Source organism: Cupriavidus sp. 05L411 (genome assembly GCF_056398045.1).
The window spans coordinates 58,606-81,334 of the sequence record NZ_JBFTOQ010000006.1 but is presented as its reverse complement, the minus strand read 5'-3'; the positions used below and the strand labels follow the sequence as shown (position 1 = coordinate 81,334).

Genomic DNA, 22,729 nt, shown 5'->3' with positions numbered 1-22,729 from the left:
GCGTGCCGGTTCAGGCCGCGCGGCCGTGGCGTTTGCGGTAGGTCTCGAGGAAGCGCCCGACGCGGCTGATGGCCTCGCGCAGGTCTTCCTCGTGGGGCAGGAACACGATACGGAAATGGTCGGGCTTGCCCCAGTTGAAGCCAGTGCCCTGCACCAGCAGCACCTTGGACTCCTGCAGCAGCTCATAAATGAACTCCTGGTCGTCCTGGATCGGGTACATCGACAGGTCGAGCTTGGGGAACAGGTACAGCGCGGCCTTGGGCTTGACGCAGGTGACACCCGGGATCTGCGTGATCAGCTCATGGGCAAGATCGCGCTGGCGGCGCAGGCGCCCGCCTTCGCCCACCAGGTCGTTGATGCTCTGGTAGCCGCCCAGCGCGGTCTGGATGGCCCACTGAGCCGGCACGTTGGCGCACAGGCGCATCGAGGACAGCATGTTCAGCCCCTCGATATAGTCCAGCGCGGGCCGCTTGTCCCCCGACACCACCATCCAGCCGGCGCGGTAGCCGCACGAGCGGTAGTTCTTGGACAGGCCGTTGAAGGTCACGGTCAGCACATCGGTCGACAACGCGGCGATGGACGTGTGGCTATGGCCGTCGTACAGCACCTTGTCGTAGATCTCGTCAGCAAAGATGATCAGGCCGTGTTCGCGCGCGATCGCCACGATGGACTTGAGCAACTCGTCCGAATACAACGCACCGGTGGGGTTGTTCGGGTTGATGACGACGATAGCCTTGGTATTCGGCGTGATCTTGGCGCGGATATCGTCCAGGTCGGGCATCCACTCGTTGGCCTCGTCGCACACATAGTGCACCGGGGTGCCGCCCGACAGGCTCACCGCCGCGGTCCACAACGGATAGTCCGGCGCCGGGACCAGCACTTCGTCGCCGCTGTTGAGCAGCGCATTCATGGACATCACGATCAGCTCGGAGGCACCGTTGCCGACGTAGATGTCGTCCAGCCCGACGCCCTCGATATTCTTCTGCTGCGTGTAGTGCATGATCGCCTTGCGCGCGGCGAAGATGCCCTTGGAGTCCGAGTAGCCAGCCGAATTGGGCAGGTTGCGCATCATGTCCTGCTGGATCTCTTCCGGCGCATCGAAGCCGAAGACGGCCAGGTTGCCGATGTTCAGCTTGATGATCTTATGGCCTTCCTCTTCCATCTGCTTGGCCTTCTCCAGCACCGGGCCGCGGATGTCATAGCAAACATTGTTGAGCTTGTTGGATTTCTGGATCGGTTTCACGGCGATGTTGGCAGGAGGCAAGCGCCGCCGGGTAGCGGCGGCTATCTAGGGAATCTGGGTGGAAATGGAGCGGCCCGGGTAGCCTGTGCGCTGCGTTGCAACGCAAAACGTGGCAGGCAGGGAGGCAAAAGCTATAATTTATCGGATTATGACAGACTTCGGCAGGGATTCTTGCATTGCAGCGTACGCCGCCGGTACCACGGGGCCGCGGCAAAGCCTCCCGGCCCGCCTGCCCCAAAATGCTCTCAACCCGCCCTGCGCTGCCCCGGCCAAGTCGCCGCGCGCGCCGCGAAGGGCAGCGCCAGATAAGGTTCGCCCTTGAAACTCCACGCTGACCAGCCCAATGCCCTCAATACGGTAACGTCGTACGGCCCGGGCTATATCGAAATCAATATGGTGCGCCACACCCAATCCGTGCTGGTCATGCCCGAAGGCGAGATCCAGCCCTGGCCGGTGCAACGCTTCGAAGACCTGGAACCCGCGCACTTCGAGGGCCTGCTGGCGCACTCGCCCGAGGTGGTGCTGCTGGGGACCGGCAGCCGCCTGCGCTTCCCGCATCCCCGGCTGACCGCCTCACTGGCGCGCCTGCATGTTGGGGTGGACGCCATGGATCTGCAGGCCGCCTGCCGCACATACAACATCCTGATGGCTGAAGGCCGCAAGGTGGCGGCCATCCTGCTGCTGGAGGAGCCTGCCTGAGCCCGCCCGGCGGCTCGGGTGGCCGGTTCTCGCAAGTTAGGCACACGCCACGCTTGAAGTTAGCCGCCCCGCCCCCATCTGCCGCCACCATGGTGGCCGCACTCACGCAGCCCCCCCTTCCTGTCCCTCCCAGGAGCCATAAGAATGACAACAGCCAGTCTCAGCCAGCCCGTACCCGATTTCAGCGCGCCCGCCACCGGCGGCACGTTCAGCCTTGCCGCCCAGCGTGGCAAGACCGTCGTCCTGTATTTCTATCCCAAGGACAACACCCCGGGCTGCACCACCGAAGCCATGAACTTCCGTGACCAGCATGACGACTTCGTCAAGGCAGGCACGGTGGTCTTCGGCATCTCGCGCGACAGCCTGAAGTCACACGAGAACTTCAAGGCCAAGCTGGAACTGCCTTTCGAGTTGATCTCCGATGGCGATGAAGCCGTGTGCCATCTGTTCGATGTCATCAAGATGAAGAAAATGTATGGCAAGGAAGTGCGCGGCATCGAGCGCAGCACCTTCATCATCGACGGCAAGGGCATCCTGCGTCATGCGCTGCGCGGCATCAAGGTGCCCAACCACGTCGACGAGGTGCTGGAAATCGTGCGCGGGCTCTGATCCAGGGCTTGATCCACGGTGATTCGGCCCGGCGCTTTAATGCGGCGCAGCAACACCTTCAAAAGTCCTCTCGGCAAGCGATTGCAAAAGAGAAAACCTTCGGATACATTGACCTTTAATGAGTTCAAGATCCGGATGCCACGCTGCTTCATCGTCCCGGCCCAGGCGCACCCTGCCACAGGCCGGTAGCGGACCTGCCGTGTCTCCGGTCCGAAAAAAAGCCGCCAAACCTGCTACCCAGGTTGGCGGCTTTTTTGTTTGTGTGTTTTGTACGCACAGGACACGATCCCCAAGTACGCGGCGCCATGCGGCCGCGCCAGTGTCCTGCGCCGTTTTCCAGCCGTCTTCTCCCCCTGAAAGGAAAGCCTAGCATGCCGCTGCCGACCATGCCCGCCAAGCCTGCCCAATTGCTTGACCCGAGCGAATTCGCCCCGGTGACCAAGCTGACTAAGGCCAAATCAGCGTCGCAGGGTAAGAAACCTGTGCCGGCGCTGGAGCGTGTGGCCTTGCTGGAAACCGGAACTAGCAAAGCGGAAAATGCGCCGGCCGTGGTGGCCAGCGCCAGCGGTTCGACGCGAGCGCGCACCAAGGATGCGCCGCCGTCCGCGCTGAAGTCCGTGCCGTCGCTGGCCGCCGTGCCCAAGGCTCCCGCCAAGGCCCCCGGCACGACCAACCGTCGCATGCAAAAACACACCGGCCCCAGCAAGCTGTTCGTGTTGGACACCAATGTGCTGATGCACGACCCGTCCTCGCTGTTCCGCTTCGAAGAGCACGACGTCTATCTGCCGATGATGACGCTCGAGGAGCTGGACAACCACAAGAAGGGCATGAGCGAAGTCGCGCGCAACGCCCGCACCGTCAGCCGCACCCTCGATGCGCTGGTGGGCGGCACCGACGGCGTGCTCGACGACGGCTTGCCGCTCGCCAAGCTGGGCAACCGCGACGCGCAGGGCAAGCTGTTCCTGCAAACCAAGCTCAATGAGATTAAGCTGCCCGACGGCCTGCCGCAGGGCAAGGCGGACAACCAGATCCTGGGCGTGGTCAGCGCCCTGCAGCAGCAGTTCCCGGAGCGCCAGGTCGTGCTGGTGTCGAAAGACATCAACATGCGCATCAAGGCGCGCGCGCTCGGCCTGCCCGCCGAGGATTACTTCAACGACCAGGTCCTCGAGGACAAGGACCTGCTGTACTCGGGCGTGATGCTGCTGCCCAACGACTTCTGGGCCAAGCATGGCAAGGGGGTGGAAAGCTGGCAGGACCCGAAGTCCGGCGCGATGTTCTATCGCCTGACGGGCCCGCTGGTGCCCTCTTTCCTGGTCAACCAGTTTGTCTTCCTGGAGCCCAGCGACGGTAGCCTGCCGCTGTACGCCCAGGTCAAGGAGATCAACGGCAAGACCGCGCTGCTGCAAACGCTCAAGGACTACACGCACCACAAGAACAATGTGTGGAGCGTGACCGCCCGCAACCGCGAGCAGAACTTCGCGCTCAACTTACTGATGCATCCGGAGATCGACTTCGTCACCCTGCTGGGCCAGGCCGGTACAGGCAAGACCCTGCTGGCGCTTGCCGCGGGCCTGGAGCAGGTGCTCGACCAGAAGCTCTACAACGAAATCATCGTCACCCGCGCCACCGTGCCGGTCGGCGAGGACATCGGCTTCCTGCCGGGCACCGAGGAAGAAAAGATGCAGCCCTGGATGGGCGCCTTCGACGACAACCTGGAAGTGCTGCAAAAGAGCGACGACAGCGCCGGCGAGTGGGGTCGCGCGGCTACCCAGGAATTGATCCGCTCGCGCATCAAGGTCAAGAGCATGAACTTCATGCGCGGACGCACCTTCGTCAACAAGTTCGTCATCATCGACGAGGCCCAGAACCTGACGCCCAAGCAGATGAAGACGCTGGTAACGCGTGCCGGCCCCGGCACCAAGATCATCTGCCTGGGCAACATCGCGCAGATCGACACGCCTTACCTGACCGAAGGATCGTCCGGCCTTACCTACGTGGTCGACCGGTTCAAGGGCTGGAGCCACAGTGGCCATGTGACGCTGGCGCGCGGTGAACGCTCGCGCCTGGCCGACCATGCCGCGGATGTCCTCTAAGGGGCGGGGGCGCATCATCGCTGAAGACTGAGCTTTCGCAACCTCTGGCACCATCGGATGCCTTGTAGGACCRCGMCCGGCAGMWTTGCCTGCCGGCGTGGCCTAGCATCAARGCATCCGGAGCGCCCGCCATTTCGGCAYCYCGCGTGCCGGCGCTTGGCGGGCGCTTTTTTTGCCCCTCCCGGCTTGTTGGATCGATGGAGACATTGATGGACAACCACCTGCACCACACACCGCTGCGGCTCGCGCTGGCAAGCAGCGTCGCAATTGCCGCGGCCTCGTTGCTTGCGGGTCCCGCGCGCGCCGCTGACGAAATGGTAATCCGCACCATGGGACCCGTCAGCTACGTCTGCGGCGGCATTGCCGCGGACGAACAACAGCAACTGGCCGCGCAGCAAAAGAACTTCAACATGGGCCTGCTGTTCACCCAGGGTGAGCGCGGCGAATTCCTCGCCGACGTGGCCGTCAAGATGACGCGTGAAGGCCACGAAGTGGCCAGCTTTACCGCTTCCGGGCCCAAGTGCCTGATCAAGGCCCCGCAAGGCAGCTACAATATCGAAGCGACTTATAAGGGACAGGCCAAGTCGGTCAACGTGAGTACGGGCACCTACAACGCGCAATTGCGCTGGTAAGGCGCCAGCGGAGGCACCCTCGCCGGGCTGCACCCTCACGCCACGGCTCCTGGCCCGGGATCGGACCAAGAAGGATGCCTCTGCGCCAGATAGCCCCTGCCGGAAGACATGTGCCCAGCGTGGCCCACGCCTTCCGCACTGCCCGCCTGCCCCTGCTTTGCGCGGCGGCATTGCTGCTCGCCGCCTGCGCTTCAACGCCGCCTGGGCGCTATAGCACCCAGCCGAGGCCGGCAGGCACCCCCATGGTGGATCCCAGCGCCGGGCTGGAAGAAGTCTCCATCCAGGCGATGTCGCTGGTTGGCACGCCCTATCGCTACGGCGGCAATACGCCTGACTCGGGCTTCGACTGCAGCGGCCTGGTCCGCTATGTGGTGCTGCGCGCCGCCAACGTCAACCTGCCACGCACCACCGAAGCCATGGGCGACCGCGGCGTCTCGCTGGAGCGCAGCCAGGTGGCCTCGGGCGACCTGGTTTTCTTCAATACCACCGGCCGGGCCAATTCGCATGTCGGCATCTATGTCGGGCAGAACCGCTTTGTCCACGCGCCATCCACCGGCGGCACGGTGCGGCTCGAAGACATGACCAAGTCGTACTGGGCCTCCCGGTACAACGGCGCGCGGCGGGTTGCATCGGGAATCAACCAGGCGCCGGCATCGGTCGCGCCCCCGGCCGCACCAGCCCCACCGCCGCCTTCCGTTGCGCCCCCGGCCCCCGTGGATGACGATCCGATTGCCGCGTTCGCCAATCGATAGCCATCGGCTCCGGCCTTCCCGACAAACAAAAAGCCAGGCAATGCGCCTGGCTTTTTGTTTGTTCGTCGAGCGAGTATCCGATGGCCCGGAGGCTTAGAGGATCTGCCGGCCAATCCACCATGCGATAGCGGCCATGAAGGCGGATGCGGGAATCGTCAGCACCCAGGCCCAGACGATGTTGCCGGCCACGCCCCAGCGCACCGCCGACATCTTCTGCACCGAGCCCACGCCGACGATGGCGCCGGTGATGGTATGGGTGGTCGACACCGGCACGCCCAGCGCCGAAGCGATGAACAGCGTGATCGCGCCGCCCGTCTCCGCACAGAAGCCGCCTACCGGCTTGAGCTTGGTGATCTTCTGGCCCATGGTGCGCACGATGCGCCAGCCGCCAAACATGGTGCCCATGCCGATCGCCACGTAACAGGAAACGATGACCCAGATCGGCGGCTCCGCACCGCCCTGCGCCACGTGGCCGCTGGCGATCAGCAACATCCAGATGATGCCGATGGTCTTCTGCGCGTCATTGCCGCCATGGCCCAGGCTGTACAGCGATGCCGAGACCAGCTGCAGCCTGCGGAACCAGCGATCGACCCGCGACGGCGGCGTACGGAAGAATGTCCAGGCCACGATCACCATCATCAGCGAGCCAAGCAGGAAGCCCAGCAGCGGCGAAATGACGATAAAAGCCACGGTCTTGAGAAGACCGCCGCCCACCAGTGCGCTGGTGCCGCTCTTGGCCACCGCAGCCCCAACCAAGCCACCGATCAGCGCGTGCGAGGACGACGAGGGAATGCCGTAGTACCAGGTGATCAGGTTCCAGGCAATGGCACCCATCAGGGCACCGAAAATCACGTAGTGATCGACGATGTTGACGTCGATCGTGCCAGTGCCGACGGTTGCCGCCACCTTCAGGTGGAAGATGAAAATCGCCACCACATTGCACATGGCCGCCATGGCCACCGCGTGGTGCGGCTTGAGCACGCCCGTCGACACCACCGTGGCAATCGAGTTGGCGGCATCGTGAAAGCCGTTCATGAAATCGAACAGCAGGGCGAGAGCCACCAGCAGGCCAATGACCCACAGGCTCATTTGTATTGTTTGCATGCCGATTCGTGCCTCAGGCGTTTTCCAGGACGATGCCTTCGAGAATGTTGGYGACGTCCTCGCACTTGTCGGTAATGGTTTCGAGCTGCTCGTAGATCGCCTTCAGCTTGATCAGGCGCTTGACGTCCGTTTCGTCGCGGAACAGCTTGGACATGGCGGCGCGCATCACGCGATCAGCCTCGGACTCGAGCTGGTCGATCTGCTGCGCCGTCTTCAGGATAGCGCCCGCGTTGCTCATGTCCTCGAGCAGGCCGACCGCGATCTTGACCTGGTCGCAACACTGCACGCAGATGGAGGCCAGCTTGCGCGCCTCATCGGTCAGGCTGGTCACGTCGTACAGCGAGATGGTTTCCGCCACGTCTTCCATCAGGTCGAGGATGTCGTCCATGGTGGTGATGAGCTTGTGGATCTCATCGCGGTCCAGCGGCGTGATGAAGGTCTTGTGCAGCAGGTCAATCGTGTCATGCGTGATGCGATCGGCTTTCTTTTCCGTGGCTTGCACGCGGCGAGCGTGGGCCTCGGCATTGGGCAGGTCGTTGACCAGCACTTCCAGCTCGCGGGCGGCGGTCACCGCGCAATCGGCATGCTGGTTGAAGTATTCGAAGAACTTGCCCTCAGTGGGCATGAATCGGCCGAACATGGAATGTTCCTTGTCGAAGCGCGGGGGCGCCGCGGGTAGTTACTGAATCAGGCGGATACGCATTAAACGACAGCCGCCCGAGGGCGGCTGTCATCAAAACGCAATATTTTACAGGTTTGTGCGGCGATGCCGGGGGACTTTGACACGCGGCAGGCGCGATCGACTGTGGCCACCGAGCCACGATGCCCGGCAAGCCGCGCCAAGACTGGCTTCAGTTGTCGTTGTCGAAGAAGGCGGGGCCACCGCTGAAGTTGTCGAACTTGGTGAACTGCCCCAGGAACGTCAGCCGCACGGTGCCGATTGGGCCATTACGCTGCTTGCCGATGATGATCTCGGACGTGCCCTTGTCCTGCGAATCGGGGTTGTAGACCTCGTCGCGGTAAATAAACAGAATCACGTCGGCATCCTGCTCGATTGCGCCGGATTCACGCAAGTCCGACATCACCGGGCGCTTGTTCGGGCGCTGTTCCAAGCTTCGGTTCAGCTGCGACAGTGCAATCACCGGGCAGTTGAGTTCCTTGGCCAGGCCCTTGAGCGAGCGCGAGATTTCCGAGATTTCGGTGGCGCGGTTTTCCCCGCCGCCCGAGCCCGACATCAGCTGCAGGTAGTCGATGACAATCAGTCCGAGCTGGCCGCACTGGCGCGCCAGCCGGCGCGAACGGGCGCGCAACTCCATCGAGCTCAGTGCTGGCGTTTCGTCGATGAACAATTGCGCATCGTTCATGCGCTGGATGGCGTGCGTGAGCCGCGGCCAGTCTTCGTCAAGCAGGCGGCCGGTACGCAGGCGGTGCTGATCAAGCCGGCCGACCGAGCCCAGCATACGCATGGCCAGCTGCGTGCCCGCCATTTCCATGGAGAACACGGCCACCGGCAGGCCCTGCTCCACCGCCACGTGCTCGCCGATATTCAGCGAGAAAGCGGTCTTACCCATGGAGGGGCGCCCCGCCACGATGATCAGGTCGCCGGCCTGCATGCCACTGGTCATGCGGTCCAGGTCGATAAAACCAGTAGGCACGCCGGTGACATCGGTGCTCGAGTCACGGTGGTACAGCTCGTCGATGCGCTCGACCACCTGGGTCAGCAGTGGCTGGATTTCCTGGAATCCCTTCTGCCCGCGCGAGCCTTCCTCGGCGATGGCGAACACCTTGGATTCCGCCTCGTCGAGCAGCTCCCGCACCTCGCGCCCTTTGGGGGCGAAAGCCGCGGTAGCGATATCGTCGGCCACGGTCACCAGCTTGCGCAGCACCGAGCGCTCGCGCACGATCTCCGCATAGCGGCGGATATTGGCCGCGCTAGGCGTGTTCTGCGCCAGGGAATTCAGATAGGCCAGGCCGCCCACCTCTTCCGCCTTGCCTGCGCCTTGCAGCGACTCGTAGACGGTGATGACGTCGGCCGGCTTGGTGGCGGCGATCAACCGGGAGATGCTCTGGAAGATCATCCGGTGATCGAAGCGATAGAAATCGGCTTCGTTCAGGAAGTCGGCGATACGGTCCCAGGCGGCATTGTCCAGCAGCAGGCCACCCAGCACCGATTGCTCGGCCTCGATGGAATGCGGCGGTACCTTGAGATTGTCTAGTTGGGGGTCTGCGACAGGCGCGTTCATAGGGGGGGATTATAACGGTCGGCGCCAGCGAGCCGGCGGAGAATTCGCAGCCGGCTGTTGGGGCATCCTGCCGTGTGACGGCGGGACAACCGGCCCCGCCCTGTAGCAATCGGCCAATCAGGCAAGCTAGGGGCGCGGCCAAACAAAAAGGCAGGAGCGCGATGCTCCTGCCTTTTTGTTTGGTCAAGCAAGCGGCGCTGGCATCCGGCTCCCACCATCCCGAAGGACAATTGGGAACCGGCAGCAAGGCCGATGCTTAGGCGTGTTCGCCCAGGACGGAAACCGTCACGTCGACCAGCACGTCGGTGTGCAGCGAGACGCTGACCGGGTGGTCGCCAACAACCTTCAGCGGACCATTCGGCAGGCGCACTTGCGCCTTCTCGACCTTGAAGCCTTGGCCAGCCAGGGCTTCAGCGATGTCGGCGTTGGTCACCGAACCGAACAGGCGGCCGTCCACACCCGACTTCTGGGTGATCTGCACGGTCAGGCCATTCAGCTTTTCGCCTTCGGCTTGCGACGCTGCCAGCTTTTCAGCGGCTGCCTTTTCCAGTTCAGCGCGCTTGACTTCGAACTCGCTGATAGCGGTCTGGGTAGCGCGGCGGGCCTTCTTGTTCGGGATCAGGAAGTTACGGGCGTAGCCGTCCTTCACGCGAACGATGTCACCCAGGTTGCCCAGGTTGATGACTTTTTCAAGCAGAATAATTTGCATCGTGTTTTCTCCTTAACGGACCTAGGGCCGATCAGTTCTTGTGCAGGTCGGTGTAGGGCATCAGCGCGAGGAAACGCGCGCGCTTGATGGCCGTGTCGAGCTGACGCTGATAGTGYGCCTTGGTGCCGGTCAGGCGGGCCGGCGTGATCTTGCCGTTGTCGCCGATGAAATCCTTCAGGGTGTCCAGATCCTTGTAGTCGATCTGTTCCACGCCAGCCACGGTGAAGCGGCAGAAGCGCTTGCGCTTGAACAGCGGGTTTTGCTGTTGGAAGCGCTTCTTGTTCTTGTTGTCACGTTTGACGAATGCCATGATTCAATCCTTTTCGAATGCTTTACATCCAGTGATGTGAAAGACGAGAGCCTTGCTGTTGCGGTGCCTGCGGGCCAGGAATCCTTCGCAGTCGAGCATCGCGCCGAGCGGGGTACGCTCAAGCCGCTGGCCGATCTGACCAATTCCCATGGCGGCGATGGCGAACTCCACCTGCCTGGGCGTTTGCGCCTCGACCGTCTCGCCCGCGTACTGCAAGATGCAGTTGACCACGGGGACCCCGGCCGGGGTGTAACGCAAGGCATCGCGTTCCGCGAGCGTTGCGCAGAGCCTTAACTGGTTCAACGCACTCTCCCGCACCGATGCCCGCACTTGCCGCCGCGGCGATCAACGCCGGCGGCAACCACAACAGTCCGCACTTAGGCGGCCTGGACTTCGCTGGTCTGTTGCGCGGCCTTGCGAGCTTCTTCGCGCTGCACTTCCTTCATCATCGGGGACGGTGCGGTTTCAGCCTTCTTGGTCTGAACGATGAGGTGGCGCAGCACTGCATCGTTGAACTTGAACGCGTGTTCGAGTTCAGCCAGGGTTTCCTTGCCGCATTCGATGTTCAGGCAAACGTAGTGAGCCTTGGCCAGCTTCTGGATCATGTAGGCCATCTGACGGCGACCCCAGTCTTCCACGCGGTGGATCTGGCCTTCCTGGGATGTGACCAGCGTCTTGTAACGCTCGATCATGGCCGGGACTTGTTCGCTCTGGTCCGGATGGACGATAAATACGATTTCGTAATGACGCATTGACGCTCCTTTTGGATAAGCTGCCCGAGCGCCATGTCCGGTGCAGCAAGGTTGAATAGCCTTAAAGTATAGCGTGCTTTTGCTATCGGGAGCAAGCCGCCTCAGTTTTCGGTGAAAAGTGCCTGCAGCGCAGCCGGATCCTCTGCCAGTCCTGGCTCCGCAGCCAGAGCCAGCGCCAGGAGTACGCGCGCCTTATAGGGATTGAGGTCGCCGGCCGAAACAAAAACGCCCGACGCCGGCCGGGGAGGCGCAGGAATCGCCACATGCCCCGCTCCTGTGCGCGAACTGCGCACCACTGCCACGCCCGCGCCAGCAGCATCAGTTAGCGCCTCCACCAGCGACTGGTGGACGGACCCGTTGCCAGCGGCCGCCACGACCAGGCCCGCCACGCCCGCCTGCGCCAAGGCATCCACCACGATCCGGCCCGGCTCCGCATAGCTAGCCACGACCTCGACTTGCGGCCATGCGCAAGGGACCGGCCAGGCCTTGACCGGCAAGCGGCTGGGGGTACGCACAAAGCGCACGAGGTTGTCCTGAACAAAACCAATCGGCCCAGATACCGGCGACACGAACGCATTCACCGCCGATGTGTGCGCCTTCATCACATCGCGCCCTGCATGGATCTCCTGATTCATCACCAGCAGCACGCCCTTCGCCGTCGCGCCAGCATCCGCCGCTACGCGCACCGCATCCAGCAGGTTCAACGGGCCATCCGCCGACAACGAGGTCGACGGCCGCATCGCAGCCGTCAGCACAACTGGCACCCTACCCACGCAAGCCAGGTGCAGCAGCATGGCCGTCTCTTCCAGGGTATCGGTGCCGTGCGTAATGACAATGCCCGACACATCGGGCTGCGCGGACCAGAACGCCACGCGCTCCACCAGCCTGGACCAGAGCGCGAACGACATGTCCTTGCTATCTATCTGCGCAACCTGCTCGGCTTCGATCCGCGCCACCGTGCCCAGCGCCGGCACCGCATCGAGCAGCGCCGTCACCGGCACCGTCGCCGCCTGGTACTTCGCGCTGCTAGCTGGGTTGGAAGAAGAACCGGCAATGGTGCCGCCAGTAGCGAGCACGACGACACGAGGCAGGAGAGACATGGCGGAAAATTGGTCGGGAGCCAGAAAAGTTGAGCAGCAAGCAGCGCGAGACGCTCTAGGTGCCGCGGAATTGTAACCCTCTGCCCGCTCGTCACGGCACGCGCCAAGACCCGTAGGACGCACCTGTCAATGCGCAAACTCCCAAAAATTCCGCTTGCACTTCACTCGATACTGTATAAAATCACAGCATACTGTTTAAACATACAGTGCTTTTAAATACCGGCGACCATGGCGACCCTGACACCGCGACAGCAGCAGATTTTCGACTTGATCCGCAGCAGCCTCCAGCACACGGGCTTCCCGCCCACGCGCGCGGAGATCGCCGCCAAGTTCGGCTTCTCCTCACCCAATGCAGCCGAGGAACACTTACGTGCCCTGGCCCGCAAAGGCGTGATCGAGCTCACTCCGGGCGCCTCCCGCGGCATCCGCCTCAAAGTTTCCCGCAGCGACTCCGAGCTACCCGACCAGTTCTCCCTGCCTATGGCCGGCGTCATGCAGCTAACCCTGCCACTGGTCGGGCGCGTCGCAGCCGGCAGCCCGATCCTCGCCGCCGAACACATCGATCGCCAATACCAGGTCGACGCCTCGGTGTTCGACGTGCAGCCCGATTACCTCCTCCGGGTGCGTGGCCTCAGCATGCGCGACGCCGGCATCCTCGATGGCGACCTGCTCGCCGTCAAGCGCGCCAGCGAAGCCGCCAACGGCAAGATCGTTGTCGCCCGCCTGGGCGACGACGTCACCGTCAAACGCCTCAACCGCCGCGGCGACACCATCGAGCTGATCGCCGAAAACCCCGACTTCCCCAGCATCATCGTGCAAGCCGGCCGCGAAGAGTTCTCACTAGAAGGCATCGCTGTCGGCCTCATCCGCCCCGGCGCCTTCTGACGAGTGCGGCTGAGGCGGGTGAACCCCGTACAAGCCGACACCCGATTGTGCCAACGCACCCGCATAGCGGGTACCGCTAACTGTTGTTGCAAGTCACCAGGTGTAGCCATGCTGCCAGCCAACCGCCTCTCCGCCCGCCGCCCCGTCAAGCCCGTACCCTTCCGCCAATCCAAAGGCGTACGCATCTACCAGGGCGCACAACGACGCACCATGGTTGGCAGCATGGCCGCTATCTGCCGAATGCTCGAGTTGGAGGAATCCTCCAAGCTGGCTGGTTAAGCAGGTGGCACTGAAAAAAATTTGTGCGGAGTACTAGCCATCCGGCTCTCGGCATTGTATGATCTTGTTCTTCGTCGTTCGGCACCAAGCAAAACGACATCGACGGTGGCTGTAGCTCAGTTGGTAGAGTCCAGGATTGTGATTCCTGTCGTCGTGGGTTCGAGTCCCATCAGCCACCCCAGAATTTATAAGGTTAGCGAGGTTTGCAGTTGCTAACTTAATCAGAATTTTGGAATAAGAACTTCCAAAATTTGGAACTTGAATTGAAGCCCACCCATCGCGGTGGGCTTTTTTGCATTCTGAATACAACACTTCCGCGCGCCCTCCCTCAGGCCGGCGAGAAGCGGTACAGCGCAGTTCATTTGCGAGAGACGAAGTGTGACGACCAAATCAATGTTCCCCCGCGACAACGCTGGCAGCTTTCAGGTTCCCTCCACGAAGGAAGGCGCGATCAAGCTAATTTGCGAAGTTCCTAGCCGCCATCTCGAGATATACACGCCGCACGAAACGTTTCTCATGCAGACCCCGGATGGGATTGACCCAGACCGCACAAATCCGAATGCGATGTGGGTGAACGCAAAGACACACGATGTCGGGTCTGCGTCACCCATCGTCGCAAGCACTTTCATTACGGCCTTCGAAATGCTTCCTCGGGCGGGTCAGTTGGACAAAAGCGCTCGAGACGACGTGCTTTCCCTGATGTATGCAATCAAAGAAACGTTACTGCAGTGCGCCCACGCCAAGGATGCGCAGCAGACTGAGTTGTTAAAGTTCCAGGCAAAGCGATTGCCTCAGGGGACGCAGGCGCAGGCACACGCGTATTTTCCCGTCATCCATAATTTGGACGGCTTGGTCACAGCCTTTCTTATTGCTGCACGCCGCGCCGTCACAGAAATCTGTCAGATACCTGGGCATTTTTTTTAAGCTCGGCCGGCAGCATTCGTCACTCGATCACCTGCTTGACAAGGAACTCATCAATGCACTGAGCCCAGAGAGTCAGCTTCTGAACTGCCTTTCTCAGCATCGCCCAGGCGTTTCAAGGCTGGTCAATTTGAGGAATGGCCAGGAGCACAGTGCGACTACAAAGGGCCCAAAGCTGACCGTCAGCAACTTTCAGCTAATGCCCTCCAATGAGGTCAGACAGCCAATATGGCATCTCGATGGCGAGGAACCCTTATCGATCGGCGCAGAAATGGCGGATTTGGTTCCTTTCTTGACTGGGCTAGCGGAAGTGACGCTGGTTGGGTGCGTCGTCGAAACGCTTCCGCTAGGTGGTTTCCCCTATGTTTTGGAAAACGTAGAGGATCCTGATCCAGAGTGCCCCGTTCGCTATCGCCTGACCCTTGATGTGAGCGCACTTAACCTCGGGTCATAAGTGCGCGGTAGAGAGATTGCTGTATATCCATACAGTTGACTCAACTATCCTCGTTCGGCCTAGGACGACTCTTATACTGGATATCCATACAGTATCCAGTGAGAGAGACATGTTCGCCTGCGCCCCCGATACCGTCTATCTATATAGCCAGTCCCATGGGGCTGCGCGTTTGGCCATCCGCTGCCCCAGCCTCACGATCGACGATCCGCTGCTCACGGCCGACACATGGAACCCGGAGGTAGAGGCAGCCGCTCAGGCCGCCGGCGCCACGCTGCACCTGGTGGGTGTCGATACAGCGGCCCTCCAGGCGCTGCCGTGGACAATCGACCGCTTGGCGTTCGAACACGACGGTGCGCGCCTGAGCTTCTGCCTCGCCGATGGCGCCGACATCCTCGGCCCGAACACCATCCGGCTGCGCACCCGCGGTGAGCGCCACTACGCTACCCGGCAGGAGACGGCATGTTCCCTGTGACCTACCAGGCGGCATCGATCTTCCTGGAAACCCAGTTCCTGCCCGGCGACACGGCCGAGCTGCGCCTCGACTGCGAAGGCGTCACCGTCACGGCCAGCGCGGTGACCGTGCATGGCATCGAGACGCGCCACATCGAGAAGATGGTGTGGACGGCCGATTACCTGTCGTTCGAGCAGGATGGCCAGCATCACCGGATCAAGGTGGCCCGGCCGGCGGTGAAAACGCCGCTACGCGCACGGTTCCCGCGCCGCTGACTAGCTGCAGCCGCCCCACCATGCCCCCCGACACCCCAGAGAATTGGGTACGCGCGCTGCGCCATGCCGTTCGCGGCGGCACGCCGGATGCCTATGGCGATCCATTCAGAATGCAGCTGTACCTTCTGGACCCTCACGGCCAGCCGGTCCAGACGCTGGACGGGAACGCCCATCATGAATTTCTGAGGGGCTGGTTCAAACGCTTCGTGCTGCGCACGGACCTTCCCGAGCAGGATGCCCGTGTCTGGACATGCTTCTGCCCGTGGTCGGACAAGATAAGCGACAAACCGGTTTTCCTGACCCACCTGGCCGGCGGCGGCATCGACAAGATATTCACCTCGGCGACGTGGCAAGATGCGCAGGACAAGCACCGGCGCGTCTCGGAGAAGGCGCGGCGGGTGTTGCCACTCACGCCCTTGCCAGGAGATGAGGATGTGCACTAATTACGCCCCGGTGCAGCGCCAGCTGCTGCGCGACGTCTTCGGCGTCGAGCCGCCGCCCCTGGGCTATCCGCCCGAGACCTGGCCGGACTATGCGGCGCCGATCGTAGTGACCGAAGCTGACGGCGCGCGGCAGGCGCTGGTGGGCACGTTCGGCATGGTGCCCAAAAACCGCATCCCGCCGGGCGTGGCCAAGTTCGACACCACCAACGCGCGATCGGAGACGGTCGGCGAGAAGCGGTCGTTCTCCGGGCCGTGGAAGAAGGGGCAGCTCTGCCTGGTGCCGGCGACCGGCTTCTACGAGCCGAACTACGAAGCCGGACCCAAGTCCGTGCGCTGGAAGATCTGGCTGAAGGACGACCCGGAGTTCGCCATCGCCGGCCTGTGGCGGGATTGGCCGGATGGCGCCTTCTCGTTCACCATGCTGACCATCAACTCGGACAAGCACCCGCTGATGAACCGCTTCCATGCACCGGGCAAGGAAAAACGGATGATCGTCATCGTGCCGCGGGCGGAATGGGATGACTGGCTGACCTGCCGGGATCCAGAGCGGGCACGCAGCTTCATGCGGCCCTACCCGGCAGAGCGAATGGATGCAGAACCGGCGCCACGGCCCCTCAAAGAGAAGGCCTGACATTCTCCGAAAAGCGCCTGGTACCGGTGGAGCCCTTTTCGCTCGCATCGGATGCAGGCACGCACTAAGCGCCGTGCCCTGGAGGACCCAATTGCAGCCAACTGGGAAAGCGGGCATCGAATTCCTGCGGGGAAATATCGCCCAGATGCGAACTTGCCTCGTTCGGCAGCGCGACGCTGAGTTCCTTGTGCCATAGAACCAGCCCTGCCATCCGAACGACACGGACGCGCTCCTCTCTCGGAACGGGATAGGCCGAGATATGTGCAGGAACTGCCGCCAATCGAACACGCCGACGCAACTCATAACTCAACCAGCCCGACGAGTCGCGTCGAACCAACCGCATAGTGGCGACATGCCGATGCAACCAAATCGCTCGGAAAACCAGAAGAATTAGAAACAGCACCAATACCCGTAACATGATGTGGCTCCGCTGCGATGCGGCTACTCCCCTTAAAACTCGGACTGCACGCCAGCGCCAAGTGTGACCAATAGGGATCTTTTCGTATATAGGGCTTACTACTTGAAACACTCCCGCATCTCAGTGGCCTGCAGAGATTGCCTCCCACACTAGGTAAGCCAGTGCCGGCATCAGTAACCAGACTGCAATCGCCAAGTAGTACCGCGCACCGTGATGAGGCGGGTTGGTATGGAAGTGGTGGATCACGGGCTTCATAGGGGGCCTCCGGTACAGTTGCGAAGCACAAAGACCTCTTTTTTCAGGATAGGTCTGAGTTCAATGCGTTGCAACGCAATGCGTATGCCACTATCACCACGCGCCTCTGGGGCCAATCCGCTGCACGGCCTGCTCTATGCCTAGGAGGTCGAGGGGTAGAGCCTGGCTATGAGAATACCCGCGGGAAACTCGGAAAGTACCACTCTGAAGAGTTATGTTATCTCGGACATAAATTCACTAGAATGCCGTCTGGCCACGCGGATTTGGCCTGCATTTCCCTTCTGCACCCGCACCTTCCCGGCCGCGGGTGCTTTTTTATGAACTCCGCGCGCGGGGGTCGGACTGCCCTATCGCAGCCAGTGTCGCGCGGATGAGCATCCCGGCCGGCCCGATAGAGTGACTCTTTTGCAGTCTCGACCGTCAGCGTATGCGAGTGATGGCCTCGAGGACAGCGCCGCCCTTGGGCGTGATGCAGGGTCGGCGCCCTAAAGCGATCTCTTCCAGGTTGACAAGTTGGTGCTCGCGGAGCGCTTCCAAATCCGCGCGATCGAGTTCAGTGTGATCCGGTGCGCCCTGGACTAGCATGAGGGTCGCTACTTCATGTGGGCTCAGCATTCTTGCCTCTTATATTTTTGAACGGCAGCTGGGAAGCGTAGATTGCAACCGATGCATCAAGGCCGCTATCGCTCGGCGGCGTAGCTTGCAACCTCTTATGAGATCTTGACCGCCAGGTGCTACCTACTCGCGCCGGGCCAATGCATTCAATACATTTCATTTCGGATATTCAAGGTCTTTCCGGCTTACCAAGGGAAACCCCTCGGTTTGCCAACTAGCGGGCGCTTCCTATACCTTGAAAACGACTGGCGGCTGCTCTATTGTCTGCTGTATGTTCAGCGCAGGTTTCCTACCGGGCGTGGTCACGCGAGGTCGCATAATCCTAATTGAACACACCTCTCAGTTTTCCGAAACAGGGAGGAGCGTAAAAAGCCGGCGCCGCGCAAACTCTTAAAGCCCCCACCACGGGTGGCATCATAATTGACTTAATTATGAGATATTTCGGTTGAGCGGTTTAAGCGTCCGCTCAATGTCACTTCGGCCCGCTCTAGCCAGCGGTTTTTTTATTTGGAATCGCCCGAGCCTTACCCAGAAGCATCCGCTACCATCGTTGGCAAGCCGCCTCCAGCCTCATACGCTGCGCTGCCGCACCTCCACCAGCGCCTAGCGCCCCCTTTATGCAGACGTCGGCACAAAGCGTCCAAGTGTGCGCTACCAAACTGTTGCTTTGCCGTATCTCAAACAGGATTCGTGCTGCGCGAGCGGGATCTCTCTGGCCGTTGCGTGCCTTCGCCTTGCCGTCCCAATCGGGCTCGGCAAGGCATTTCCCTTCCTTTTAGGCGCCCCCCCATCAGCGGGGCTACTGAAACTACTACAACACGACATACTCCGGTACGGCGATTGAATTGACCCCGGTCGCTATTCATTGGGGTGTAGGCGACAGGCCCATGCTGCCTACACCCTTCTTTCTTCTGACCGTGACGACATATGGCTACTTCGGCCACGCCTCCACCGTCGCTCGGTGCCGCGCAGCGCAATTCCCCAGCGCGCCCAGCACCGACCCCATAACCCACTCCTGCCACGCGTCATAGTCGGCCGCCGCCGGCGCGTCCGGAACCTAACACGGCGCCCCACGATCCTGCACCCCTAACTGCCCGAATTGATGGACGCTGCCGCGGCGCCGCGCGAGCCGCGGGCAGAAGCCGCCGAATTGCCCCCGCCTGTCTCCACCTACTTCCCCTTGCTAGGCGGGTTGTTGCCTCGCCCGCCCCCAGATGGGCTGCCGGTCCGGCTCGGCCAGTTTGGATTTGCAGGCGCCGGCTGGCCGGCACGGCAGGCAATATGCTTTGACATCCTCATGATGGTCTCCGACGTGGTGATCGGAATTTGATCGTAGACCATCGGCGAACTCATTGGCAGGCCGCCACCGCTGCCTTCAACCGGACCTCATACCCCCCGCGCAGCAGCAGCTCCGCGAGCGCGGCGCGGTACCACTCAAAGTCGCTGGCCGTCTCTGGCACCCTCGCCAGCGGCCAGTCTGGCTCGGGGATCTCGGCGGTCTTGCACGGCACGGCCACCGGCACCCTCACCTCCACCGGCTTCTCGATCACCTGCGGCCCGGCGGCGCAGCCGGCGAGACTACAAAGCGCGGCGCAGAATATTCCCAAAATATTCCTGCGTGCAGCCAACGCCGCGAAATTCCGAAATTTCGCAAGTTGCCACTTCATAGCTTCCCCCGCTCGGTCGTGAAGGTCTGCCGCAGCCCGTGCAGCGATGCGCACTGGTCCGAGCCCGGCACCTGAGCCTGGATCTTGCCGGCCAGCAGCGTGTACTTGGACTGGGCGGCCTGCGCTTCGGCATCGGCCTTCGCGGCGGCATAGGCGCGGATCTTGGCCTGCGCCTCGATCGTTGCCACCGCGGCGTTCTGGGTGGCCACCGAGCCAGCCAGCGCCTTGTTGGCTTCCGTGGCCTTGCCCAGATCGGCCTTTGCCTGCACGAGCTCCGCGCGCGCCGAATCCCGCTCACCGCGATAGACCCAGACCGAGCCGCCCGCCAGCGCCAGCACCACCAGCACCGCAGCAAAGAAGATTCGCTCGGGCGTGGCGAAGACGGCTTTGACGGCCGCCCCGATAGAATCAAGAATCAGCATGGTGAATCACCTCCGTGGGCGTGAATTGGTACCCTTCCCGCGCGTACTTCTGGGCGATCCAGAGCGGGAACGGCATGTCGTGGATGCCCTCGTCCTTGCCGGTGTGGTGGGCCTTGCAGAGCAGCAGGCCGTTGACCGTCATGTCGTCCACGAAGGTGTACGGGTCGGCCGTGTCGAAGGCGTCCCAGTCAAACGCGGCGGCGTGCGGGCCCAGCGCGCCGGCGCGCGCGAATTCGGCCACGCTGGCCCAGTCGATCATGTTGGCCAGCGAGCGCTCGATGGGATGGTGGTGCGCCTCGAGCGGATGGCCGCTCTCTTCTGCCGTCTCGCCGCAGATGAAGCAGCGCCCGCCCTCGCGCTCGATCAGCGCCTTCTTGGAATGCAGGAAGAGCGGTGTGGTGGTGCGCGCCTCGTGCCCGGGCAGCAGTACGTCGACGGCCAGGGCCTCTTTCTCTTCGTGGGTATCGGTGACAGCCATAGGGGCCTCAAAAACAAAAAACCGCCCAAAGGCGGCTGGCATGAGAGAAAACTTGGAAGACTGAGAGAAAACTTGGCTGGGAGTCAGCAGCCCCAACCCTCAGGGAATTCGGCCAGTGGCACCGTCTGGCCGGCTAGCGCATGCGTGCAGTCGCCCAGGAACTGGATGCGGCCGTCGGTCACGAAGCTGTGACACACCTCGCAATTGAAGGCGCACGGCTCCTCGCCCTTGGCCTTCAGTTCGGCGTTGAAGTCGCACCAGCACCCGCCGCCGTCGTAGCCCTGGACGTGATGACCAGTTCGCACCAGCACAGACGGCGTGAAGGTCGGGCGCTCGACATCGCCGTTCCAGCCCCAACGTGGGCCAGGCCCGTCGCCATGCTGAATCGTGTGGGAAGTGCCGCAGCCCGGGCACCAGAAGGAGAGCCCATTGCCGGGCGAGTCCTGCAAGACCTTCGATAGCGCGCTCATGCGACCCCCAGTATTGTTTTGGCCTTCGCCCAGAAGGCGCGCCTCTCGGCGATACCGTTGATCCCGCCGTTGATGGCCCGCGTCAGCCCCACGAAGTCACCGGCATCGGCAAAGCGGTTCAGGTTGCGGCTGGCCCAGAACCAGCATGCCGAGCGCGCGGCCAACGCGTCGCCCTCGAGCATGGCCGGCGTGGCCTCCAGGTCGAAACCGAGGGCGGCGCCGCATGCCCGGTAGTTCGCGCGCCCCGTGATCTGGATGAGGCCACGGCCCATGAAGCGCTTGCCGTCCCCGGGCTGGATGTTGCCGAGCTCGAATGGCTTCTGATTGCGGCTAGTCTTGTTCGCCGGCGGCCACGGCGCCGACAGGTCGCGCTCGTAGCGCATCTGGACCGGCGTTGGCCCCCACAGCTCACGGGTCAGCGAGAAGCCCAGCGACTCGTGGCCGGTCTGCGCGATCCACGCGGCCACGCGAGCCGGCGACAGGATCCCGAACTCGAACAGCGCGGGTTCGACCTGTGGCCACCAGCGCGCGGCGAGCGCCGGCGATAGGCCAGCGGCAGCCCGGAAGATTTGTAGGTCCATGCGGACTCCGAAATAGAAAAAGCCCGCGCGCGGCGGGCTGTGAATGATCTGGTGCCTCTGATCTTGAGATGCTAGGACGCTCAGAATATCCCCCGTTGGAGGGGAGCGATTTCCGAGCAATCGGCGCATCATTCGAGCCGCCGACCTCGGACACTTTGGGATGTAGCGTGGCCCCAGGGCCGTCCACGGCCCCAGATTCGATAGCCTCAGTTGCCGATATGACTCAACTCGCCTGCCTCTTCGCTTTCCAGTTGCTCTGGATCTTCCCTCTTCGCCGGATCTTTGCGCGGACACATCTGCCAACGTCGATCGCTTTTCTCGCAATCTTTCCCGCCCTAGGGCCGCTAATCTGTGCGTGGATCCTGGCTATACGCCCCTGGCCCATTCGGCGACGAGTGGCTGATTCATATCGGTGATCGGTAGGTAACTACCGTCCGGCACGCTGCCTGCATCAAGCCCACACCCGATACGGCGACCCCGGCTCAGGCGCGACGACAATGCTCCCCTGCGCCGCCGCCTCGCCGGCGGTCAACGGGCGCTCCAGCCGCAGGTTCACGTGCCAGCCGGGCACGGCCACCGGCGGCGTGAGCACGTTGCCAGCGGCATCCCACTCGCCGCCCTCATAGATCGTGCCTATAGTCAGTAGTTTGACGCCAGCGGCAAGCACACGCCGCAGCTCGCGACGCTCATCGCTGCGCTCAATCAACAGGGGCGCAGCCGCGCGGCGATGACCAGAGCATCAACCATGATTGCCCCCCGTCACCGCGTCACGCACTTCCCCCGCCACCTCGGCCAGGTCCTTGTCGCGCCGACGCTCGATGAAGTTGAACAGCCAGCGCACGATGGCCCAGCCTGGCAGGCCGCAGGCAAATACGACGCCGAACAGCGCCACCAGACCGATGTAGTCGTGCGTCCAGGCCTGCAGCCCGAACTTCTGCACGACGGCCGCGCCGCCGGCCACGCTGGAAACGACGGTAGAGATCAGCCCTACCGCCCACTCTCTTGGGCTTCGTGGAGTCATCATCATCATCACTACAAGAGCGGCAAGACCGGATGCGCCAGCGGCGACCGCCGCTGGGCCGCCGAAGGCTTTGAAAGCAGCGGCGCCCGCCGCGCCGGCTGCGGCACCGCCGCTGATTGGTTCGGACATTTGTGACCCCGGAAATGAAGAAGCCACCCGAAGGTGGCTTTGTGCGCGGAAGACCGCACGTGGAATGAAGAGGCATGCACTTGGTCCG

General features: G+C 62.5%; 28 protein-coding genes and 1 tRNA gene. 12 read left to right on the top strand and 17 right to left on the bottom strand.

What is annotated here, in order from left to right:
- Positions 1-10: 10 nt before the first annotated feature.
- Positions 11-1,243, bottom strand: a complete 1,233-nt coding sequence (locus AC1DQR_RS08865) for a pyridoxal phosphate-dependent aminotransferase (RefSeq protein ID WP_174427399.1) — start codon at positions 1,241-1,243, stop codon at positions 11-13.
- Between the two features lie 318 nt (positions 1,244-1,561).
- On the opposite strand from AC1DQR_RS08865, the gene AC1DQR_RS08860 reads away from it, so the two are divergent.
- From AC1DQR_RS08860 to AC1DQR_RS08840, 5 genes are all read left to right on the top strand, one after another.
- Positions 1,562-1,942, top strand: a complete 381-nt coding sequence (locus AC1DQR_RS08860; RefSeq protein ID WP_043347222.1) for an Mth938-like domain-containing protein — start codon at positions 1,562-1,564, stop codon at positions 1,940-1,942.
- Positions 1,943-2,086: 144 nt separating this feature from the next.
- Positions 2,087-2,551: a peroxiredoxin gene (locus AC1DQR_RS08855; protein WP_150983651.1), complete on the top strand. Its 465-nt coding sequence runs from the start codon at positions 2,087-2,089 to the stop codon at positions 2,549-2,551.
- Positions 2,552-2,922: 371 nt separating this feature from the next.
- On the top strand, positions 2,923-4,644 hold the full coding sequence (locus AC1DQR_RS08850; RefSeq protein WP_043347227.1) for a PhoH family protein: 1,722 nt from the start codon (positions 2,923-2,925) through the stop codon (positions 4,642-4,644).
- 209 nt (positions 4,645-4,853) lie between these two features.
- The gene (locus AC1DQR_RS08845) at positions 4,854-5,276 is read left to right on the top strand and encodes a hypothetical protein (RefSeq protein WP_416048914.1); all 423 of its coding nucleotides are present in this window, start codon (positions 4,854-4,856) and stop codon (positions 5,274-5,276) included.
- 74 nt (positions 5,277-5,350) lie between these two features.
- Positions 5,351-6,028, top strand: a complete 678-nt coding sequence (locus AC1DQR_RS08840) for a C40 family peptidase (protein WP_416048915.1) — start codon at positions 5,351-5,353, stop codon at positions 6,026-6,028.
- Positions 6,029-6,121: 93 nt separating this feature from the next.
- Here AC1DQR_RS08840 and AC1DQR_RS08835 read toward each other — a convergent pair whose 3' ends face one another.
- The 8 genes from AC1DQR_RS08835 to AC1DQR_RS08800 all read right to left on the bottom strand — a co-directional run bounded on the left by AC1DQR_RS08835 (position 6,122) and on the right by AC1DQR_RS08800 (position 12,246).
- Positions 6,122-7,132, bottom strand: coding sequence for an inorganic phosphate transporter (locus AC1DQR_RS08835; protein WP_416048916.1), 1,011 nt, complete (start codon positions 7,130-7,132; stop codon positions 6,122-6,124).
- 13 nt (positions 7,133-7,145) lie between these two features.
- On the bottom strand, positions 7,146-7,772 hold the full coding sequence (locus tag AC1DQR_RS08830; protein WP_477132882.1) for a DUF47 domain-containing protein: 627 nt from the start codon (positions 7,770-7,772) through the stop codon (positions 7,146-7,148).
- A 211-nt stretch (positions 7,773-7,983) separates the two neighbouring features.
- Positions 7,984-9,375: a replicative DNA helicase gene (locus AC1DQR_RS08825; RefSeq protein ID WP_043347242.1), complete on the bottom strand. Its 1,392-nt coding sequence runs from the start codon at positions 9,373-9,375 to the stop codon at positions 7,984-7,986.
- Positions 9,376-9,631: 256 nt separating this feature from the next.
- Positions 9,632-10,084 carry a 50S ribosomal protein L9 gene (gene rplI / locus AC1DQR_RS08820; RefSeq protein ID WP_150983655.1) on the bottom strand — a complete coding sequence of 151 codons (453 nt, stop codon included), beginning with the start codon at positions 10,082-10,084 and terminating at the stop codon, positions 9,632-9,634.
- 31 nt (positions 10,085-10,115) lie between these two features.
- On the bottom strand, positions 10,116-10,394 hold the full coding sequence (gene rpsR, locus AC1DQR_RS08815; RefSeq protein ID WP_006163606.1) for a 30S ribosomal protein S18: 279 nt from the start codon (positions 10,392-10,394) through the stop codon (positions 10,116-10,118).
- 3 nt (positions 10,395-10,397) lie between these two features.
- Positions 10,398-10,697 (bottom strand): primosomal replication protein N, encoded by a 300-nt coding sequence (gene priB, locus AC1DQR_RS08810; protein ID WP_043352030.1) that lies wholly within the window; start codon positions 10,695-10,697, stop codon positions 10,398-10,400.
- A gap of 74 nt (positions 10,698-10,771) precedes the next feature.
- Positions 10,772-11,146, bottom strand: a complete 375-nt coding sequence (gene rpsF / locus AC1DQR_RS08805) for a 30S ribosomal protein S6 (protein ID WP_006163598.1) — start codon at positions 11,144-11,146, stop codon at positions 10,772-10,774.
- Positions 11,147-11,247: 101 nt separating this feature from the next.
- A complete protein-coding gene (locus AC1DQR_RS08800) occupies positions 11,248-12,246 on the bottom strand; it encodes an asparaginase (protein WP_477132881.1) in 999 nt (332 codons plus the stop codon).
- 228 nt (positions 12,247-12,474) lie between these two features.
- On the opposite strand from AC1DQR_RS08800, the gene lexA reads away from it, so the two are divergent.
- The 7 genes from lexA (at position 12,475) to AC1DQR_RS08765 (ending at position 16,585) form a co-directional block, all read left to right on the top strand.
- Positions 12,475-13,131: a transcriptional repressor LexA gene (gene lexA / locus AC1DQR_RS08795; protein WP_006163593.1), complete on the top strand. Its 657-nt coding sequence runs from the start codon at positions 12,475-12,477 to the stop codon at positions 13,129-13,131.
- Positions 13,132-13,515: 384 nt separating this feature from the next.
- Positions 13,516-13,591, top strand: a tRNA-His gene (locus AC1DQR_RS08790).
- 197 nt (positions 13,592-13,788) lie between these two features.
- Positions 13,789-14,334 (top strand): hypothetical protein, encoded by a 546-nt coding sequence (locus AC1DQR_RS08785; protein WP_477132880.1) that lies wholly within the window; start codon positions 13,789-13,791, stop codon positions 14,332-14,334.
- Between the two features lie 560 nt (positions 14,335-14,894).
- Positions 14,895-15,257, top strand: coding sequence for a hypothetical protein (locus AC1DQR_RS08780; RefSeq protein ID WP_441630059.1), 363 nt, complete (start codon positions 14,895-14,897; stop codon positions 15,255-15,257).
- Positions 15,245-15,511 (top strand): hypothetical protein, encoded by a 267-nt coding sequence (locus tag AC1DQR_RS08775; protein WP_441630057.1) that lies wholly within the window; start codon positions 15,245-15,247, stop codon positions 15,509-15,511. Before AC1DQR_RS08780 ends, AC1DQR_RS08775 begins: the two co-directional genes overlap by 13 nt.
- A 20-nt stretch (positions 15,512-15,531) precedes the next feature.
- A complete protein-coding gene (locus tag AC1DQR_RS08770; protein WP_441630055.1) occupies positions 15,532-15,954 on the top strand; it encodes a hypothetical protein in 423 nt (140 codons plus the stop codon).
- Positions 15,944-16,585, top strand: coding sequence for an SOS response-associated peptidase (locus tag AC1DQR_RS08765; RefSeq protein ID WP_441630053.1), 642 nt, complete (start codon positions 15,944-15,946; stop codon positions 16,583-16,585). The genes AC1DQR_RS08770 and AC1DQR_RS08765 overlap by 11 nt, the downstream gene beginning before the upstream one ends.
- Positions 16,586-17,678: 1,093 nt before the next feature.
- Here the strand turns inward: AC1DQR_RS08765 and AC1DQR_RS08760 are convergent.
- The 8 genes from AC1DQR_RS08760 to AC1DQR_RS08725 form a co-directional block, all read right to left on the bottom strand.
- Positions 17,679-17,873 (bottom strand): hypothetical protein, encoded by a 195-nt coding sequence (locus AC1DQR_RS08760; protein WP_441630051.1) that lies wholly within the window; start codon positions 17,871-17,873, stop codon positions 17,679-17,681.
- 1,349 nt (positions 17,874-19,222) lie between these two features.
- Complete coding sequence (locus AC1DQR_RS08755; protein ID WP_441630049.1) at positions 19,223-19,540, bottom strand: hypothetical protein; 318 nt, start codon at positions 19,538-19,540, stop codon at positions 19,223-19,225.
- Positions 19,537-19,962, bottom strand: coding sequence for a hypothetical protein (locus AC1DQR_RS08750; RefSeq protein WP_441630047.1), 426 nt, complete (start codon positions 19,960-19,962; stop codon positions 19,537-19,539). Before AC1DQR_RS08750 ends, AC1DQR_RS08755 begins: the two co-directional genes overlap by 4 nt.
- A complete protein-coding gene (locus AC1DQR_RS08745; RefSeq protein ID WP_441630046.1) occupies positions 19,949-20,440 on the bottom strand; it encodes a hypothetical protein in 492 nt (163 codons plus the stop codon). The genes AC1DQR_RS08750 and AC1DQR_RS08745 overlap by 14 nt, the downstream gene beginning before the upstream one ends.
- Before the next feature lie 83 nt (positions 20,441-20,523).
- Entirely contained in the window at positions 20,524-20,910 is a 387-nt protein-coding gene (locus AC1DQR_RS08740) for a ubiquitination-like system serine protease family protein (protein ID WP_441630044.1), read from the bottom strand.
- The gene (locus AC1DQR_RS08735) at positions 20,907-21,491 is read right to left on the bottom strand and encodes a glycoside hydrolase family 19 protein (RefSeq protein ID WP_441630042.1); all 585 of its coding nucleotides are present in this window, start codon (positions 21,489-21,491) and stop codon (positions 20,907-20,909) included. Before AC1DQR_RS08735 ends, AC1DQR_RS08740 begins: the two co-directional genes overlap by 4 nt.
- A gap of 451 nt (positions 21,492-21,942) precedes the next feature.
- Positions 21,943-22,197, bottom strand: a complete 255-nt coding sequence (locus tag AC1DQR_RS08730; protein WP_441630040.1) for a hypothetical protein — start codon at positions 22,195-22,197, stop codon at positions 21,943-21,945.
- Between the two features lie 33 nt (positions 22,198-22,230).
- Positions 22,231-22,641: a hypothetical protein gene (locus AC1DQR_RS08725; RefSeq protein WP_416048930.1), complete on the bottom strand. Its 411-nt coding sequence runs from the start codon at positions 22,639-22,641 to the stop codon at positions 22,231-22,233.
- Positions 22,642-22,729 lie beyond the last annotated feature (88 nt).

Excerpts from the sequence above, each read along its gene's own strand:
- AC1DQR_RS08850 (WP_043347227.1), top strand. The coding sequence starts at position 2,923 with ATGCCGCTGCCGACCATGCCCGCCAAGCCTGCCCAATTGCTTGACCCG.
- AC1DQR_RS08725 (WP_416048930.1), bottom strand. The coding sequence starts at position 22,641 with ATGTCCGAACCAATCAGCGGCGGTGCCGCAGCCGGCGCGGCGGGCGCC.
- AC1DQR_RS08770 (WP_441630055.1), top strand. The coding sequence starts at position 15,532 with ATGCCCCCCGACACCCCAGAGAATTGGGTACGCGCGCTGCGCCATGCC.
- rpsF (WP_006163598.1), bottom strand. The coding sequence starts at position 11,146 with ATGCGTCATTACGAAATCGTATTTATCGTCCATCCGGACCAGAGCGAA.
- AC1DQR_RS08755 (WP_441630049.1), bottom strand. The coding sequence starts at position 19,540 with ATGAAGTGGCAACTTGCGAAATTTCGGAATTTCGCGGCGTTGGCTGCA.
- AC1DQR_RS08800 (WP_477132881.1), bottom strand. The coding sequence starts at position 12,246 with ATGTCTCTCCTGCCTCGTGTCGTCGTGCTCGCTACTGGCGGCACCATT.
- AC1DQR_RS08780 (WP_441630059.1), top strand. The coding sequence starts at position 14,895 with ATGTTCGCCTGCGCCCCCGATACCGTCTATCTATATAGCCAGTCCCAT.
- lexA (WP_006163593.1), top strand. The coding sequence starts at position 12,475 with ATGGCGACCCTGACACCGCGACAGCAGCAGATTTTCGACTTGATCCGC.
- AC1DQR_RS08765 (WP_441630053.1), top strand. The coding sequence starts at position 15,944 with ATGTGCACTAATTACGCCCCGGTGCAGCGCCAGCTGCTGCGCGACGTC.
- AC1DQR_RS08750 (WP_441630047.1), bottom strand. The coding sequence starts at position 19,962 with ATGCTGATTCTTGATTCTATCGGGGCGGCCGTCAAAGCCGTCTTCGCC.
- AC1DQR_RS08735 (WP_441630042.1), bottom strand. The coding sequence starts at position 21,491 with ATGGACCTACAAATCTTCCGGGCTGCCGCTGGCCTATCGCCGGCGCTC.
- AC1DQR_RS08740 (WP_441630044.1), bottom strand. The coding sequence starts at position 20,910 with ATGAGCGCGCTATCGAAGGTCTTGCAGGACTCGCCCGGCAATGGGCTC.
- AC1DQR_RS08760 (WP_441630051.1), bottom strand. The coding sequence starts at position 17,873 with ATGCTGAGCCCACATGAAGTAGCGACCCTCATGCTAGTCCAGGGCGCA.
- AC1DQR_RS08825 (WP_043347242.1), bottom strand. The coding sequence starts at position 9,375 with ATGAACGCGCCTGTCGCAGACCCCCAACTAGACAATCTCAAGGTACCG.
- AC1DQR_RS08835 (WP_416048916.1), bottom strand. The coding sequence starts at position 7,132 with ATGCAAACAATACAAATGAGCCTGTGGGTCATTGGCCTGCTGGTGGCT.
- rplI (WP_150983655.1), bottom strand. The coding sequence starts at position 10,084 with ATGCAAATTATTCTGCTTGAAAAAGTCATCAACCTGGGCAACCTGGGT.
- AC1DQR_RS08840 (WP_416048915.1), top strand. The coding sequence starts at position 5,351 with ATGCCTCTGCGCCAGATAGCCCCTGCCGGAAGACATGTGCCCAGCGTG.
- AC1DQR_RS08855 (WP_150983651.1), top strand. The coding sequence starts at position 2,087 with ATGACAACAGCCAGTCTCAGCCAGCCCGTACCCGATTTCAGCGCGCCC.
- AC1DQR_RS08745 (WP_441630046.1), bottom strand. The coding sequence starts at position 20,440 with ATGGCTGTCACCGATACCCACGAAGAGAAAGAGGCCCTGGCCGTCGAC.
- AC1DQR_RS08775 (WP_441630057.1), top strand. The coding sequence starts at position 15,245 with ATGTTCCCTGTGACCTACCAGGCGGCATCGATCTTCCTGGAAACCCAG.
- AC1DQR_RS08845 (WP_416048914.1), top strand. The coding sequence starts at position 4,854 with ATGGACAACCACCTGCACCACACACCGCTGCGGCTCGCGCTGGCAAGC.